Genomic DNA, 15,404 nt, shown 5'->3' on the forward strand with positions numbered 1-15,404 from the left:
ATCGTCAGCACTGCGGTAAGGCTTGACAGATTCCGATGTTGCATAGTATGTCCGGAAGAAGAAAAATTTATACTCAAAAAATAAATACATAATAATATAAAAAACAGTTGACAAATAGCAGACACCATGGTATCCTCTTAAAGTACGTAGCGAAAAGAAAGCAGAGTTCACTCTCACCTCAGCGCTGAAGATAAGCGACTCAGGTCAATATTGCACAGTACTGCGAACGGACCAACCATCAGTGCGCAGGTGTAATTATTTGAAGTGTGGACATCTGTCTGCGCTTTTTTTGTGCGGCTTAAGCTACATTAATGAGAAAGAAAAAAATAATTCTATCATGTTCATGGAGGTGTACAACAATTAGCGGTTTAATGATTAACGAACAGATCAGAGACAGAGAGGTACGCTTGATTGGTCCGGACGGAGCTCAGCTTGGAATCGTGTCCGCCAGAGAAGCGATGGCGAAAGCGCAGGAGGCAGGACTTGACCTTGTAAAGATTGCCCCACAGGCGAAACCGCCGGTATGCAAGATCATCGATTACGGTAAATACCGTTACGAGCTTGCAAGAAAAGAAAAAGAGGCCAGAAAAAAGCAGAAAACCATCGATGTCAAAGAAGTGCGTCTTTCCCCGAACATTGATACGAATGATTTGAAGACGAAGGTAAATGCAGCAAGAAAGTTCCTTAGCAAGGGCGACAGAGTTAAGGTTACACTTCGTTTCCGCGGAAGAGAGATGGCACATATGTCCAGCAGTAGGCATGTGCTTGATGACTTCGCAGATCTTCTGTCCGATATAGCGACTGTAGAGAAGGCTCCGAAGGTAGAAGGCAGAAGCATGACTATGTTTCTGACTGAGAAACGGTAGATATCTCAGTCTTCACGGCAACAGCCGGGCAGAACGGGATGCTATATAAAATTTAGAAGTACCAAATCAAGGAGGAATTCATAATGCCAAAAATTAAAACTTGCAGAGCAGCAGCAAAGCGCTTTAAAAAAACAGGTACAGGAAAATTAGTAAGAAATAAAGCCTACAAGAGCCATATCCTTACAAAGAAATCTCAGAAGAGAAAGAGAAATCTGAGAAAATCTACTGTTGTTGATTCTACTAATGTAAAGAGCATGAAGAAAGTATTACCATATTTATAAGATAGAGAAGACGAACAGGAGGAGAATTAAGAAATGGCAAGAATTAAAGGCGGATTAAACGCAAAGAAAAGACATAACCGTACATTAAAACTGGCAAAAGGCTACAGAGGAGCCCGTTCCAAACAGTATAGAGTAGCAAAACAGTCTGTAATGAGAGCTCTTACAAGCTCCTATGCAGGAAGAAAACAGAAGAAACGTCAGTTCAGACAGCTCTGGATTGCTCGTATCAACGCAGCAGCAAGAATGAACGGACTTTCCTACAGCAAAATGATGCACGGCCTTAAGGTTGCAAACATCGACATCAACAGAAAGATGCTTGCAGAGATGGCTGTTAACGATGCAGCAGGCTTCACAGCTCTTGCTGAGATCGCTAAGAAAGCAATCGCATAATCGAATAAGGATGTGACGAAGAAGTCCAGGGAGTTATCCCTGGCTTTTTCTGTTTGTGGAAAGTCCGGCGTTTTGCTGAAAAAATGCGCAGGCTGTACCGCGGACAAGTGTCCGCCTTGTGCAATCAGACGAAAAAATGCGAATAGATAAATTCAACCTTGCAATAAAAAAAGTGTGATGCTATAATTTTACCATTGATTAATTAGTAACGCGGTAAAGCGCAGGAGGAGAGATTATTATGAGAAATTGGAAGAAAGTAATCGGCGTTGCATCAGCAGCAGCGATGACAGCAGCTATGATGATGCCTACATCAGTTTTTGCAGCAGATGAGACATTTAAGATCGGTGTGATCGGACCGATGACAGGTGATTACGCACAGTACGGTACCAACGTATACAACGCAGCCAAGATCGCAGCTGATGAGATCAACGAGAACGGTGGATTCAACGGATATAAAGTAGAGATTCTTGACGCAGGTGATGACCAGGGAGATCCAGAGAAGGCTGTTAACGCATACAATGACCTGATCGATAAAGGAATGCAGATGCTCTGTGGAACTGTAACATCCGGTTCCTGTATCGCAGTAGGAGCTGAGGCAGCTGAGGATACATTCCTCTTCACACCATCCGCAACAGCACTTGACTGTATCACAGCAGGAACAAACGAGTTCCGTATGTGCTTCACAGACCCGGCACAGGGAACCAAATCTGCTCAGTACATTTCCGAGCACAAACTTGCAACGAAAGTAGCAGTACTTTATGATTCCGCTGCTGACTACAACTCCGGTGTACATGACGCATTCGTTGCAGCAGCTGCTGATGACGGACTTGAAGTAGTTGCAGATGAGGCTTACACAACAGACAGCAACACAGACTATTCTGTACAGCTTGCAAAGATCAAGAAGAGCGGCGCTGAGCTTCTTTTCCTTCCGAACTACTATTCCGACAATGCGCTGATCCTTCAGCAGGCATCTGAGGCAGGACTTGACATTAAATTCTTTGGTGTAGATGGCATGGATGGTATCCTCAATGTAGAGAACTTCGATAAATCCCTTGCAGAGGGTGTTATGCTTCTGACACCATTCTCCGCAACAGCTACAGATGAGAAGAGCCAGAACTTCGTAAAAGCATACGGCGATGCTCACAACGGTGAGATCCCGAACCAGTTTGCGGCAGATACATATGATGTACTTTACGCAATGCAGCTTGCAGCTGACGATGCAAAGATCACACCAGATATGGAAAATGCAGACATCAGTGCAGCAATGAGCGCATCCATGGCAAACATCGAGCTTGACGGACTTACCGGAAAAGCAAAATGGACCGAGGATGGCGAGTGTGATAAAGAGCCGAAAGCATTCGAGATCAAAGACGGTGCTTATGTAGAGATGAAATAAGTAATTTCTGTTAACGTTAGGGGTCAGGGGACGGTCACCTTTAGTGGGAACCGTCCCCTTTTTCCCTTATCAATAAACAATTAAAAGAGGTGCGTTATGAGTTTTATATCTTATTTAAAAGACGGCATCAGTCTTGGCAGTATCTATGCGATCATCGCACTTGGATATACCATGGTTTATGGTATTGCCAAGATGCTGAACTTCGCACACGGAGATGTTATCATGGTGGGAGCTTATATCATCCTTACCTGTATCACAAGAGGCGGCATGTCACCGATCCTTGCTGTGATCCTTTCCGTTGTGATCTGTACACTGCTTGGTGTTGTCATTGAGAAGGTAGCTTACAGTCCACTTAGAAAAGCTTCCTCAAACCTGGCCGTTCTTATCACGGCTATCGGTGTCAGTTATCTGCTTCAGAACCTGGCACTTCTGATCTTCGGCGCAGATGCCAAGAGTTTCGTAGCTGTTATCAAAGTTCCGTCCATCACACTGTTTGACGGTGAGCTTACCATCAAGGGAATCACCATCGTAACCATCCTTGCATGTATCATCATCATGGTGGGACTTTCCCTCTTTGTAAAAAAGACAAAACCTGGCCGTGCCATGCAGGCGGTTTCCGAGGACAGAGATGCGGCACAGCTGATGGGAGTTAACGTCAATGCGACAATTTCCCTCACATTTGCCATCGGTTCCGGACTTGCAGCGATCGCAGGCCTTCTGCTCTGTCAGACTTATCCGACACTGACTCCGTACACAGGAGCCATGCCTGGTATCAAAGCTTTCGTAGCTGCTGTATTCGGTGGAATCGGTTCGATTCCGGGAGCTATGGTCGGCGGCATCCTTCTGGGAATCATCGAGATCTTCGGAAAAGCTTATATTTCTTCCCAGGTTGCAGATGCAATCGTATTTGCAGTCCTGATCGTCGTGCTTCTTGTAAAACCTACCGGACTGTTCGGCAAGAACATCCAGGAGAAAGTGTAAGGTGGCCGATATGAAGAATATGAAAAACAAAACAACAAAAAATAACATGATCAACTATGGAATTGTCATTGTGCTTTTTGTGATCGTACAGGCACTTTCCTCAACTGGAAATCTTTCCAGACTTCTTATGGGACTTCTTGTTCCCCTTTGTGTTTATACCATTGCATCAGTTTCCCTGAACCTGGTAGTCGGTTTTTCCGGTGAGCTGAGCCTTGGACATGCGGGCTTCATGTGCGTGGGAGCTTTTTCCAGTGCCCTGTTTTCACAGGTTGTTGCAGACTCCATTCCGCAGGTTCCTCGCTTTATCCTTGCAATCCTTGTAGGTGCGGCAGTTGCAGCACTGTTCGGTGTGATCATCGGTATCCCGGTACTTCGTCTCCGCGGTGACTACCTGGCTATTGTTACACTGGCTTTTGGTGAGATCATCAAGAACCTGATCAATGTACTTTACATTGGCGTGGATGACAAAGGACTTCACGTTGCAACAAGTGCAGCCGGTCTTCATCTGGAAGCCGGCGGAAAGCAGATTCTCAAAGGTGCCCTTGGTATTTCGGGAACAGCAACTCTTTATAAAGATATCAAGAATTACTTTTTCCTGATCGGCGTGATCCTGCTTCTTCTCACATTGTTTATTGTACAGAACCTTGTAAACTCCAGAAGCGGACGTGCTATTATGTCAACCAGGGACAACCGTATTGCAGCGGAGTCTGTAGGAATCAATATCACCAGATACAAACTGCTTGCATTTACAATTTCCGCAGCCCTTGCAGGAGTTGCAGGTGTGCTGTATGCACATAACCTTTCTCTTCTTAAGGTTTCTGTATTCGATTACAATATGTCCATTCTGGTACTTGTGTATGTAGTACTTGGAGGAATCGGAAATATCAGAGGATCTATCATTGCAACCATTATCCTTTATGCACTGCCTGAGCTTCTCCGTGGATTCGCAAACTACCGTATGCTGATCTATGCCATCGTACTGATCATCATGATGCTCTTTAACTGGGCACCGGCAGCAAGAGACTGGAGAGCACGCATGGTAGAGAAATTTAAAGGCAAAAAAGAGAAAAAGGAGGTGGCCTGATCATGGCAATGCTGGAAGTAAATAATCTGTCTATCCAGTTCGGCGGTCTTCGTGCTGTTGACGGCTTTAATATGACCATTGAGAAGGGACAGCTCTATGGACTGATCGGACCTAACGGTGCCGGTAAGACAACAGTATTCAATCTTCTCACAGGCGTGTACAAGCCTACAGAGGGAATCATTAAACTGGACGGCCAGGATATCACAGGAAAAAGCACCATTGAGATCAACAAGGCCGGAATCGCAAGAACCTTCCAGAATATCCGTCTTTTCAAGGATATGCCGGTTCTTGACAATGTAAAAGTAGGACTTCACAATCATCATCCATATTCCACACTGACCGGGATCTTAAGGCTGCCGAAATATTACAAGGTAGAAAAAGAGATGAATGAACGTGCCATGGAGATACTGAGGGTGTTTGATCTGGATAAGGAAGCAGACACTCTGGCAGGAAATCTGCCTTATGGTAAACAGCGTAAGCTGGAGATCGCCAGAGCTCTTGCCACAGAGCCGAAGCTTCTTCTCCTGGATGAGCCGGCGGCTGGTATGAACCCGAATGAGACACAGGAGCTGATGGATACTATCCGTTTTGTGCGGGAGCATTTTGATATGACTGTTCTTCTGATCGAGCACGACATGAAACTGGTGGGCGGTATCTGTGAGGAACTGACTGTTCTGAACTTCGGTCAGGTACTGATCCAGGGTGAGACATCTGCAGTGCTGAAAGACCCGACGGTTATCACTGCATATCTGGGAGAATAAGGAGGAACGAGACAATGGCAATGTTGGAAGTAAAGGACCTCCAGGTCTATTATGGTGTGATCCAGGCTCTGAAGGGAATTTCTTTTCATGTAAATCAGGGAGAGGTTATTGCGCTGATCGGTGCCAATGGCGCCGGAAAGACAACCACACTTCAGACACTTACCGGAATTCTTTCTCCGAAGTCCGGAAGCATTGTGTTTGAGGGAAAAGACCTCACAAGAACACCGGCGCATAAGATCGTAGAGATGGGTATGGCGCATGTTCCGGAGGGAAGACGTGTATTTGCGGATATGTCCGTTTATGAGAATCTGCTCCTTGGAGCTTACACAAGAAAAGACAAGGCAGAGATCGCAGAGAGCCTTGCTGGTGTATACAAGAGATTTCCGCGTCTGGAAGAACGTAAAGGACAGCGTGCCGGAACACTTTCCGGTGGTGAGCAGCAGATGCTTGCCATGGGACGTGCACTGATGAGCAGACCAAGGATCATTTTGATGGATGAGCCGTCCATGGGTCTGTCGCCGATTTTTGTAAATGAGATTTTTGACATTATCCGCGAGGTAAGTGAGAGCGGAACTACAGTGCTTCTGGTTGAGCAGAATGCGAAGAAGGCTCTTTCCATTGCGGACAGAGCGTACGTTCTGGAAACAGGAAGCATTACTATGGATGGAAAGGCAGAGGATCTTCTGAATGACGAGGCCGTTCAGAAGGCATATCTTGGAGAGTAGGGGGAAAGACATGGATAATTTCGTAATTACCATTGCAAGACAGTATGGAAGCGGTGGACGTACCATCGGAGAGGAGCTTGCAAAGAAATTAGGGATTTCTTACTATGACAAGGATATCATCCGCATGGCATCTGAGGAGAGCGGCATTCATGAGCAGCTTTTTGGAAGGGCAGATGAAAATGTCAGCACAAAGCAGAGATTTTTTGCAAAGTCCGGAATCTACAAGGGTGAGCTGATCCCGCCTCAGAGTAAGGATTTTACATCCGATGAGAACCTGTTTAATTATCAGGCAAAGGTGATCCGGCAGCTGGCAGAAACAGAGTCCTGTGTGATCATCGGACGTTGTGCAAATATGATCCTGAAGGATTATTCCAATGTTCTTCGTGTGTTTGTTTACGGAGACTGGGATTTCCGTATCCGTGAGGCAAGTAAGAAACTCAGCGGAACTACAAAGGATATTGAGAAATTTATGCAGAAGGATGACAAACGCAAAGAAGATTTCTGCAAACGTTTCATGGGTGTTGACTGGGCAGACATGACGAAATACAATCTGTGCCTGGATAACGGTACCCTTGGTTATGAGAAATGCGTGGAGGAGATCGAGAGTGCACTTGAGATCCTGAAAAAATAAGACATATATCAGAGAATATTCCCCGGGAAAGAAAAGCCAAAAGTCTTTTCCCGGGGATTTTTTCATATATTGTGGAAAAGTATATTTGATCCGGCGGGAAATATGGATAAGCGAAAAAAATATTTCTGTGTAGTGGCAATGGTATTGATCCTGCTCAGCGGATATGGAAAAATCTCAGACAGTGCATTTCGGATGCGGGTGACCAGAATGATCGCCGGTGAGGGGATGTTCCGGCTGGTGGCGGCGCAGTACAGACAAAAAGCAGCAGAACCGGTGGCTGAGACAGCCTCTGACAGAAGCGAAAAAGAGGATCGTCCACGTGTGGCTCTTACCTTTGATGATGGACCGCATGCAACATATACACCTCTGCTTCTGGATGGCCTGCGGAAGCGTGGAATCCATGCCACATTTTTTCTTATGGGAAAAAATATCCGGGGAAATGAGGAGATCGTAACGCAGATGCAGAGAGACGGTCATCTCATCGGTAATCACACGTATGATCACGTGCAGCTTGATAAGCTTCCCGGTGATCAGGCCTGTCAGCAGATCATAAAGACGAATAATGAGATCTACGAGATCACCGGAGAATATCCCATGTATCTTCGCCCGCCCTACGGTGCCTGGCCGAAGGATCTGGAGCTCTGTGTGACCATGCTGCCGGTATTTTGGGATGTGGATACCCTGGACTGGAAATCAAAAAATGTCCGTTCTGTGGAAAATATCGTAAAAAGACAAGTGAAGGATGGCTCCATTATCCTGATGCATGACAGCTTTTCTACCTCCGTGGAAGCGGCCCTGGAGATCGCGGATATGCTTACGGAAGAAGGATATGACCTGGTAACTGCAGATCAGCTGCTGGTGATGTAACTGTGATTTGCCGAAAAGGCAGAAACGATTGCTTTTTTATGTGCAAACAGGTAAAATTATAAAAATAAGGAATCTGTCCGTATGCCGGAAACAAATGAAACGATCGTTGCCGGATACAGATCTATGAAAAGAATACGGATCGTGAATATCCGCTTTTTACAGAAAATACAGGAGTGAAAGCCATGGATTTATTTGAATACGCAAAGTCAAAAACGCTGGATCAGGAGTCACCTCTTGCATCCAGGCTGCGTCCGCGAACGCTGGATGAGGTGGTGGGACAGCAGCACATCGTAGGAAAAGATAAATTGCTGTATCGTGCCATAAAGGCGGATAAGCTGACATCTGTTATTTTTTACGGCCCTCCGGGAACCGGAAAGACCACCCTGGCAAAAGTCATCGCCAATACCACAAGCGCCAGCTTTACCCAGATCAATGCAACCGTAGCAGGGAAGAAAGATATGGAAGCAGTTGTAAAGCAGGCACAGGACGATCTCGGCATGTATGGAAAAAAGACCATTCTGTTCATTGATGAGATCCACCGTTTCAACAAGGGACAGCAGGATTATCTTCTTCCCTTTGTGGAGGACGGAACCATCATTCTTATCGGGGCCACAACAGAGAATCCATATTTTGAGGTAAACGGAGCGCTTCTTTCAAGATCGATCATCTTTGAATTGAAGTCCCTGGAGATACCGGAGATAAAGGAACTGATCCTGCGTGCGGTTAACGATCCGGAACGTGGAATGGGAAGCTATGGGGCGGTGATCGAGGAGGATGCTCTGGAATTTCTGGCAGATATGGCAGGAGGAGATGCCAGAAGCGCCTTAAACGCCATAGAACTGGGAATCCTCACCACACCCCGTGATACAGACGGTAAGATCCATCTGACTCTTGAGGTGGCTTCTGAGTGTATCCAGAAGCGTGTGGTGCGCTACGATAAGAACGGAGACAATCATTACGACATTATTTCCGCATTTATCAAAAGTATGCGTGGCTCCGACCCGGATGCGGCAGTCTATTATCTGGCAAAAATGCTCTATGCAGGAGAAGATGTGAAATTTATCGCAAGAAGGATCATGATCCTTGCTTCCGAAGATATCGGAAACGCAGATCCCCAGGCCCTCTGCGTGGCAACGGCAGCAGCACAGGCAGTGGAACGTGTGGGAATGCCGGAGTCCCAGATCATTCTTTCCCAGGCAGTTACATACATGGCCTGTGCACCCAAGAGCAATTCTGCAGTAAATGCCATACAGGAAGCCATGCGCTGCGTGAAGGCGAAGAAGACAACCGTTCCGGTGCATCTGCAGGATGCCCATTATGGTGGCCACGAAAGTCTGGGTCATGGTATCGGATATAAATATGCCCATGATTATCCGAATCACTATGTAAAACAGCAGTATCTGCCATCAGAAATCGAAGGAGAACATTTTTACGAGCTCAGTGATATGGGATATGAAAAGAAACTGAAAGAGCATATGAAGAAGATCCACGAAGAAGCGAAATAAATGAATATAAGTAAAACGGAGGAGCCTCTCAGAGAAGCTCCTCCATTATTTTGTCATAAACATTCTGGTATTTATAAGGCCAGCTTTCACATACAGACTGTGCAGCAGCAAGATTTGGCACATTGATGCTGAGATCGACGATGCTGACGCCGCTTTCGATGATCCGCAGACGTACCGAGTAGCTGCCCTCTTTGGTGGGATAGTAATCTGCAGGAGTCAGGAGATGTTCTTCGATCTTGCAGTGGAGGGAATTGAGATATTCTTCCACTTCTTTCTTGATGTCAGAGGAAAGTTCTTTGGAAAAATATTTCAGAGTGTTTTTTCCCTCGGAGGTCAGTCGATAGTAACTGCGGTTGGACTGTGAAGACATTTCCACCAGATCTGCCTCCACAAGTTCGGAAACTGCCTGCTGGAGCTGAAAATAATTGGTGTATTTCCGGTCCAGGATAAAATCGGTGATCTGGGAATTTGTGAGATCCCCATCGGAATTCTGCAGCATATATAAAATAATAAGCTTATAGGTTGTAAAAGGTGATGCCATAAGAATCCTCCTTTTTACTGGCTGCGGGAAAGGGCTTCGAGAGCTTTTCCCTGAAAACTTGCTCTTTCTTTCATCCGGTGATGAAGAAGGTTTAAAACTTCTCGTTTGCGGCTGGCCCATAAAGGTGCGATCAGCAGATCCTTCGGTCCGTCGCCGGTGACCCGGTGGATCACGATATCCGGTCTGAGATGTTCCAGACAGTCAATGACAAGGTTCAGATACTCGTCCCGTTCATAAGTGCGGAAAAGACCGGCTTCATGATCAGCGGCAAGATCTGTACCACGCAGTACATGAAGAAGCTGCAGCTTGATCCCCTGGATATCCATGGCGTTCAGATAAGCCATTGTTTCCAGGATATCCTTCCGGCTTTCGCCGGGAAGCCCCAGGATGGTGTGGACGATCACTTCGATGCCGCCTGCGCGGAGATTTTTTACTGCGGTATCAAAACAGGACAGTGGATAGCCGCGCCGTATATATCTGGCGGTATCTTCATGGATAGTCTGGAGTCCCAGCTCCACCCACACCGGTTTGATCTGGTTCAGGGAATAAAGAAGCTCCAGTACATCATCTCCCAGACAGTCCGGTCTGGTACCAATGGACAGTGCCACGATATCCGGATGGGAGATGGCTTCTGTGAAGATCTTACGCAGGTGTTCCACAGGAGCGTATGTGTTTGTATATGCCTGAAAATAGGCGATATATTTATGAATCGGGCGTTTGGAAGAGAGACTTTTGATCTGTGTGTTGATCTGCTCTGTAATGGAAAGAGCGGCGTTTGCTGCAAAATCTCCGCTTCCGCCCTGGCTGCAGAAAATGCAGCCTTTTTTGCCCAGGGTGCCGTCACGGTTGGGACAGGACATGCCGCCGTTTAATGCAACCCGGTAGACCTTTTCGCCGTATCGCTCCCGGAGCATATAGTCCAGAGAATGATAAGGCTTGTCGTTCCAGCGCTTCATTATGCCTCTTTCGGTTCGTTTTTCTCTTCGCCGTTTTCTTCGTTTTCATCTTTCGGTATATAGTTATCGAAGATCTTTACAAAGATCTTTGATTTCCAGTAGGCCAGCGTGGAAAATCCCATCAGAATAAAAAGCATGATCAGGATGGATGTAAATTGTGCGTAGCTCACATAAGCAAAAAGCCACATCAGTAGGAGTGGAGACGCAGAGATCACAAGCATCAAAAGTGTCAGCGGAAGATGGCGGACGGACATCAGGAATGCATTTACAAAGGTATTCTTGACGGAATTAAAAAATTTGGAAAGGATCGGATAAATGTACAGAAGGATCATCGCATAGATCAGTGCAAATGCAATGAACAGACTGAAAAGTCCTTTGTACATAGCTCCGCTTCCGGCTCTGGCGATCCGAAGATCGATAAACAGAACAGCAGCGGTGAGGAGCATGATGATATTGATGATGGTCGCCTGTTTGAAGTTCTGTTTGAATGAGCGGAAAAAGCTGCGGGCAATATAAGATTCTTCGTCTCTTGCCATCTTCAGTGTGACATAGTAGAGAGCTGTTATGGAGGCGCCTGCGGTGACAACCGGAATACAGCAGAGGATGCACAGAAAATTCAGAAGAAGCAGGTCTGCTACGCGTCCCATGAACACGAAGAATTTGTTGTCCATGTTGAAAAAACGATTCATTTGATAAGTCTCCTTTTCTTTTGGATATTATTTTAAGTATACCCAATCACAGCAGAAAAAGCAAATCCCAAATGTTTTCCGGGGCAGTGGAAATGGGAAAATCATGTGTCCGCCATAGAAAGACAAAATAGCGAAATAGTTTATTAAATTTCCCTAAAAGGCTTGCTTATCACGATTTAGAGTGTTAAAATATCAGTATTGTATTAGACGAAAATTATGTATTTTAAAGGAGCGTAACAATGAGCAAAAAAATCAGGACGGAGGCTGTGGATCATCTTTTTGAAGCGATCCTGTGCCTGAAGGACAAGGAAGAGTGTTATACATTTTTTGAGGATGTGTGCACCATCAATGAGCTGCTTTCTTTATCTCAGCGCTTCGAGGTAGCCAAGATGCTTACTGATAAGCGTACATACCTTGATATTTCCGAGAAAACAGGAGCTTCCACAGCTACGATCAGCCGTGTGAACCGTTCCCTGAACTATGGAAATGATGGTTATGAGATGGTATTTGCACGTATGAAGAAGGATAACGGGGAGCAGGGCGGCGAAGCAGAATAAGGCTTACGTCCATACCGTGATGATAACGGATAATGCTGTAACGAAAAAGAGACAGGCGATCGTGCGTCTGTCTCTTTTTTTTCGGTGCGCCCGGCGACGCACGTTTATGACCGGATGTGAGATCCGGATATTATTTGTCTTTTTTTGAGGAATCCGTATCTTTTGAGGAATTCATGTGGTCGATCATGTTTTCGATGATCATTTTTTTCATGTATACGTCGAAGCTAAGAAGACAGATAAAGGAAAACTGGTGAAGGAATTCCTTATCCTCCGGGTCGGCGTCCTCAAAAATTTCTCCGGCACTTTTGAAACGGCGCATAAGATCCTTTTCCAGGTAACGGATCTGTGACTGCTCCATACTGAAAACCTCCTGGTAGATGTAAGTCATGTCCTTTTCTGTAACGGACTTGAAGTATTTCTCGGTGATCGGTCCCAGAAGGGTCTGGATATCACTGATGGAGAGGATATTCTTAAAATAGTAGATAAAGATCAGCATCAGCAGATGCTCCCGGGAATAGCGCTTCTTTTCCGGCGGGGGAAGGAGCTTGTTCTTTGCGTAATTGTTGATCATGGTCTTGGTCAGGATTTTGTCATCATCATGACGCTTGGTGGAAGCGAGATTATCTTCCATAAAGGTTGTGACCTGATCCATGTAAAGAGCAATATTGGGAATTTCATCGGGTTTTATATAATCAAGCTCAGCAATTTTTGCAAAAATGCTGTTCATCATTTCTTTTTCGTTTTCTGTCATCGCATTATCACCTCTGCTCCTTATTATATAGTTTTAAATACTACTTGTAAAGAAACTTTTTTTCAGAGAGGTGGGTTTACCGGAAAGTAAAGTCATGATAGTATATAAAGATACTGTTCATATGGAAAAAGAAATGGAGATCAAAATGAGTATACATGATGCTTTGGACACATTGAATCCTATGCAGCGGGAAGCTGCCGTACATACAGAGGGACCACTTCTGATCCTCGCAGGAGCCGGTTCCGGAAAAACAAGAGTGCTGACCCACAGGATTGCCTATTTAATGGAAGAAAAGGGTGTAAACCCATGGAATATCCTGGCGATCACCTTTACCAACAAGGCTGCCAGTGAGATGCGGGAACGTGTGAATAAAATTGCGGGAATGGGTGCGGAGAGCGTATGGGTCTCCACCTTCCATTCCGCCTGCGTGAGGATCCTGCGCAGACATATTGAGGTGCTGGGCTTTGGCAGTAATTTTACCATTTATGATGCCGACGACCAAAAAACAGTCATGAAGGAAATCTTCCGGAAGTTTGATATCAATACCAAGATTTACAAGGAACGAGGCGTTCTTGCTGAGATTTCCCATGCCAAGGATGAACTGATCACACCGGAAGAGATGGAGCTGAATGCGGGCGGCGATCCGGATGCACGGAAGATTGCCGGTATGTATAAGGAATATCAGTCTATCCTCCGGGGAAACAATGCGCTGGATTTTGATGACCTGATCGTGAAGACTGTGGAGCTTTTTCAGCATAATCCGGATATCCTGGACTATTATCAGGAACGTTTCAAATATATTATGGTGGATGAGTATCAGGATACCAATACTGCCCAGTTTAAATTCGTAAGTCTTCTTGCTGAAAAATACAAGAATCTCTGTGTGGTTGGTGATGATGATCAGTCCATCTATCGTTTTCGTGGAGCAAATATCGGGAACATCTTAGGCTTTGAGAAGGTTTTTCCAGAGGCTAAGGTGGTGCGCCTGGAACAGAATTACCGTTCTACCCAGAACATCCTCAATGCAGCCAATGAGGTGATCGTCAACAACACAGAGCGTAAGGAAAAACGCCTCTGGACAGAGAACGAAGAGGGCGATAAAGTACATTTCCGTCAGTTCAACAACGGATTTGAGGAAGCGGAGTATGTTGCAGGAGAGATCATCCAGGGGCGCCGCAACGGGAAATTCCAGTACAAGGACTGTGCAGTACTTTATCGGACCAATGCCCAGTCCCGTCTCTTTGAGGAGAAATTTCTCCTGGCAAATGTTCCTTATAAGATTGTCGGCGGCGTGAATTTTTATGCCCGCAAAGAGATCAAGGATCTGTTAAGCTATCTGAAGACCATTGACAATGCCAGTGATGATCTGGCTGTGCGCAGGATCTTAAATGTGCCAAAAAGAGGGATCGGACTCACCAGCATCGGCCGTGTCCAGGACTATGCGGATATGATGAACCTGAGCTTTTATGATGCGCTCCGCGTGGTGGAGGAAGTACCGTCCATTGGCAGGGCAGCAGGAAAGATCAATGATTTTGTATCCTTTATCCAGGGACTGAAAAGTAAGGCAGAGGCCTATACAGTCCGTGAAACCCTGGAAGAGGTCATTGAGCTTACCGGTTATGTGAAGGAACTGGAGGCAGAGAAAACGGAGGAGGCCCAGGCGAGGATTGAAAATATCGATGAGCTGATCTCCAAGACAGAATCCTTCCAGGAAGCCATGGAGGAGGCCGGACAGCCGGCAACACTTTCTGCATTTCTGGAGGAGATCGCACTGGTGGCAGATATCGATTCTGTTGATCCGGATCAGGATTATGTGCTGCTGATGACCCTTCACAGTGCCAAGGGACTGGAGTTCCCAAATGTATTTATCGTGGGAATGGAGGACGGTGTTTTTCCGGGATATGCTTCCATCTGGTCCGGTGATCCGTCGGATATCGAGGAGGAGCGAAGGCTCTGTTATGTGGGGATCACCCGTGCCATGAAGGAACTGACTTTAACCTGTGCAAAACAGCGGATGATCCGTGGGGAGACTCAGTATAACCGTGTGTCACGTTTTGTAAGGGAGGTTCCACGGGAGCTGGTAGATCTTGGACATACCATTCAGGAGAAAAAGCCCAGGGTAGATGATATCGTATCTCCGAAAAGCGTCTATGCCCAGATGAAAATGAATTTCCAGGCAAAAACAAGCCTTCAGAAGAAGGATTTCACCGTTACCAAGGCAGCGAAGCTGGATTACGGAGTCGGTGATACCGTGCGCCATGTGAAATTCGGAGTTGGTATCGTGAAGAATATTGTAGAAGGCGGCCGGGATTACGAGGTAACGGTAGATTTTGACAAAGTCGGTGTGAAAAAAATGTTCGCAGGTTTTGCCAAACTGAAGAAGATCTGAAAATGAAATGGCCGTTTTGCATATATTTTGTGAA

General features: G+C 45.9%; 17 protein-coding genes. 13 read left to right on the plus strand and 4 right to left on the minus strand.

From position 1 onward, the window contains the following. Positions 1–371 precede the first annotated feature (371 nt). From infC to BN3261_RS16020, 11 genes are all read left to right on the plus strand, one after another. Positions 372–866, plus strand: a complete 495-nt coding sequence (infC, locus tag BN3261_RS15970; RefSeq protein ID WP_015526092.1) for a translation initiation factor IF-3 — start codon at positions 372–374, stop codon at positions 864–866. Between the two features lie 83 nt (positions 867–949). Continuing rightward, the gene (gene rpmI / locus BN3261_RS15975) at positions 950–1,147 is read left to right on the plus strand and encodes a 50S ribosomal protein L35 (RefSeq protein WP_021651646.1); all 198 of its coding nucleotides are present in this window, start codon (positions 950–952) and stop codon (positions 1,145–1,147) included. Between the two features lie 33 nt (positions 1,148–1,180). Beyond that, a complete protein-coding gene (gene rplT, locus BN3261_RS15980; protein WP_015526090.1) occupies positions 1,181–1,537 on the plus strand; it encodes a 50S ribosomal protein L20 in 357 nt (118 codons plus the stop codon). 238 nt (positions 1,538–1,775) lie between these two features. Beyond that, positions 1,776–2,933: an ABC transporter substrate-binding protein gene (locus tag BN3261_RS15985; protein WP_059086747.1), complete on the plus strand. Its 1,158-nt coding sequence runs from the start codon at positions 1,776–1,778 to the stop codon at positions 2,931–2,933. A 96-nt stretch (positions 2,934–3,029) separates the two neighbouring features. Continuing rightward, a complete protein-coding gene (locus BN3261_RS15990) occupies positions 3,030–3,914 on the plus strand; it encodes a branched-chain amino acid ABC transporter permease (RefSeq protein WP_015526088.1) in 885 nt (294 codons plus the stop codon). Between the two features lie 10 nt (positions 3,915–3,924). After that, the gene (locus BN3261_RS15995; protein WP_021651649.1) at positions 3,925–4,998 is read left to right on the plus strand and encodes a branched-chain amino acid ABC transporter permease; all 1,074 of its coding nucleotides are present in this window, start codon (positions 3,925–3,927) and stop codon (positions 4,996–4,998) included. A 2-nt stretch (positions 4,999–5,000) separates the two neighbouring features. Then, a complete protein-coding gene (locus BN3261_RS16000; RefSeq protein WP_021651650.1) occupies positions 5,001–5,759 on the plus strand; it encodes an ABC transporter ATP-binding protein in 759 nt (252 codons plus the stop codon). Positions 5,760–5,773: 14 nt separating this feature from the next. Further along, positions 5,774–6,484, plus strand: a complete 711-nt coding sequence (locus tag BN3261_RS16005) for an ABC transporter ATP-binding protein (RefSeq protein WP_015526086.1) — start codon at positions 5,774–5,776, stop codon at positions 6,482–6,484. A 10-nt stretch (positions 6,485–6,494) separates the two neighbouring features. After that, positions 6,495–7,115, plus strand: coding sequence for a cytidylate kinase-like family protein (locus BN3261_RS16010; RefSeq protein WP_059086748.1), 621 nt, complete (start codon positions 6,495–6,497; stop codon positions 7,113–7,115). A gap of 102 nt (positions 7,116–7,217) precedes the next feature. Next, positions 7,218–7,982, plus strand: a complete 765-nt coding sequence (locus tag BN3261_RS16015) for a polysaccharide deacetylase family protein (RefSeq protein ID WP_059086980.1) — start codon at positions 7,218–7,220, stop codon at positions 7,980–7,982. A 182-nt stretch (positions 7,983–8,164) separates the two neighbouring features. Next, positions 8,165–9,487, plus strand: coding sequence for a replication-associated recombination protein A (locus BN3261_RS16020; protein ID WP_059086749.1), 1,323 nt, complete (start codon positions 8,165–8,167; stop codon positions 9,485–9,487). A 28-nt stretch (positions 9,488–9,515) separates the two neighbouring features. On the opposite strand, the gene BN3261_RS16025 is transcribed toward BN3261_RS16020, so the two are convergent. Genes BN3261_RS16025 through BN3261_RS16035 form a run of 3 tightly spaced genes read right to left on the minus strand, consistent with a single transcriptional unit; the run spans position 9,516 to position 11,673 of the window. Then, on the minus strand, positions 9,516–10,028 hold the full coding sequence (locus tag BN3261_RS16025; protein WP_059086750.1) for a DUF4364 family protein: 513 nt from the start codon (positions 10,026–10,028) through the stop codon (positions 9,516–9,518). Positions 10,029–10,042: 14 nt separating this feature from the next. Beyond that, the gene (locus BN3261_RS16030; RefSeq protein WP_059086751.1) at positions 10,043–10,984 is read right to left on the minus strand and encodes a tRNA modification radical SAM protein MnmL/YtqA; all 942 of its coding nucleotides are present in this window, start codon (positions 10,982–10,984) and stop codon (positions 10,043–10,045) included. Continuing rightward, a complete protein-coding gene (locus tag BN3261_RS16035) occupies positions 10,984–11,673 on the minus strand; it encodes a YesL family protein (RefSeq protein WP_021651657.1) in 690 nt (229 codons plus the stop codon). The genes BN3261_RS16030 and BN3261_RS16035 overlap by 1 nt, the downstream gene beginning before the upstream one ends. Before the next feature lie 239 nt (positions 11,674–11,912). Here BN3261_RS16035 and BN3261_RS16040 point away from each other — a divergent pair, with 239 nt between their 5' ends. After that, positions 11,913–12,230, plus strand: a complete 318-nt coding sequence (locus BN3261_RS16040) for a YerC/YecD family TrpR-related protein (protein ID WP_015526079.1) — start codon at positions 11,913–11,915, stop codon at positions 12,228–12,230. Between the two features lie 130 nt (positions 12,231–12,360). On the opposite strand, the gene BN3261_RS16045 is transcribed toward BN3261_RS16040, so the two are convergent. Continuing rightward, entirely contained in the window at positions 12,361–12,981 is a 621-nt protein-coding gene (locus tag BN3261_RS16045) for a DUF1836 domain-containing protein (protein WP_021651658.1), read from the minus strand. A 145-nt stretch (positions 12,982–13,126) separates the two neighbouring features. Here BN3261_RS16045 and pcrA point away from each other — a divergent pair, with 145 nt between their 5' ends. Further along, positions 13,127–15,370, plus strand: coding sequence for a DNA helicase PcrA (pcrA, locus tag BN3261_RS16050; protein ID WP_059086981.1), 2,244 nt, complete (start codon positions 13,127–13,129; stop codon positions 15,368–15,370). The last annotated feature ends 34 nt before the right edge of the window (positions 15,371–15,404 follow it).

Origin of the sequence: Blautia massiliensis (ex Durand et al. 2017) (assembly GCF_001487165.1) — a bacterium.
GTDB classification, from domain to species: Bacteria; Bacillota; Clostridia; order Lachnospirales; family Lachnospiraceae; genus Blautia_A; species Blautia_A fusiformis.

Excerpts from the sequence above, each read along its gene's own strand:
- infC (WP_015526092.1), top strand. The coding sequence starts at position 372 with ATGATTAACGAACAGATCAGAGACAGAGAGGTACGCTTGATTGGTCCG.
- rpmI (WP_021651646.1), top strand. The coding sequence starts at position 950 with ATGCCAAAAATTAAAACTTGCAGAGCAGCAGCAAAGCGCTTTAAAAAA.
- rplT (WP_015526090.1), top strand. The coding sequence starts at position 1,181 with ATGGCAAGAATTAAAGGCGGATTAAACGCAAAGAAAAGACATAACCGT.
- BN3261_RS15985 (WP_059086747.1), top strand. The coding sequence starts at position 1,776 with ATGAGAAATTGGAAGAAAGTAATCGGCGTTGCATCAGCAGCAGCGATG.
- BN3261_RS15990 (WP_015526088.1), top strand. The coding sequence starts at position 3,030 with ATGAGTTTTATATCTTATTTAAAAGACGGCATCAGTCTTGGCAGTATC.
- BN3261_RS15995 (WP_021651649.1), top strand. The coding sequence starts at position 3,925 with ATGAAGAATATGAAAAACAAAACAACAAAAAATAACATGATCAACTAT.
- BN3261_RS16000 (WP_021651650.1), top strand. The coding sequence starts at position 5,001 with ATGGCAATGCTGGAAGTAAATAATCTGTCTATCCAGTTCGGCGGTCTT.
- BN3261_RS16005 (WP_015526086.1), top strand. The coding sequence starts at position 5,774 with ATGGCAATGTTGGAAGTAAAGGACCTCCAGGTCTATTATGGTGTGATC.
- BN3261_RS16010 (WP_059086748.1), top strand. The coding sequence starts at position 6,495 with ATGGATAATTTCGTAATTACCATTGCAAGACAGTATGGAAGCGGTGGA.
- BN3261_RS16015 (WP_059086980.1), top strand. The coding sequence starts at position 7,218 with ATGGATAAGCGAAAAAAATATTTCTGTGTAGTGGCAATGGTATTGATC.
- BN3261_RS16020 (WP_059086749.1), top strand. The coding sequence starts at position 8,165 with ATGGATTTATTTGAATACGCAAAGTCAAAAACGCTGGATCAGGAGTCA.
- BN3261_RS16025 (WP_059086750.1), bottom strand. The coding sequence starts at position 10,028 with ATGGCATCACCTTTTACAACCTATAAGCTTATTATTTTATATATGCTG.
- BN3261_RS16030 (WP_059086751.1), bottom strand. The coding sequence starts at position 10,984 with ATGAAGCGCTGGAACGACAAGCCTTATCATTCTCTGGACTATATGCTC.
- BN3261_RS16035 (WP_021651657.1), bottom strand. The coding sequence starts at position 11,673 with ATGAATCGTTTTTTCAACATGGACAACAAATTCTTCGTGTTCATGGGA.
- BN3261_RS16040 (WP_015526079.1), top strand. The coding sequence starts at position 11,913 with ATGAGCAAAAAAATCAGGACGGAGGCTGTGGATCATCTTTTTGAAGCG.
- BN3261_RS16045 (WP_021651658.1), bottom strand. The coding sequence starts at position 12,981 with ATGACAGAAAACGAAAAAGAAATGATGAACAGCATTTTTGCAAAAATT.
- pcrA (WP_059086981.1), top strand. The coding sequence starts at position 13,127 with ATGAGTATACATGATGCTTTGGACACATTGAATCCTATGCAGCGGGAA.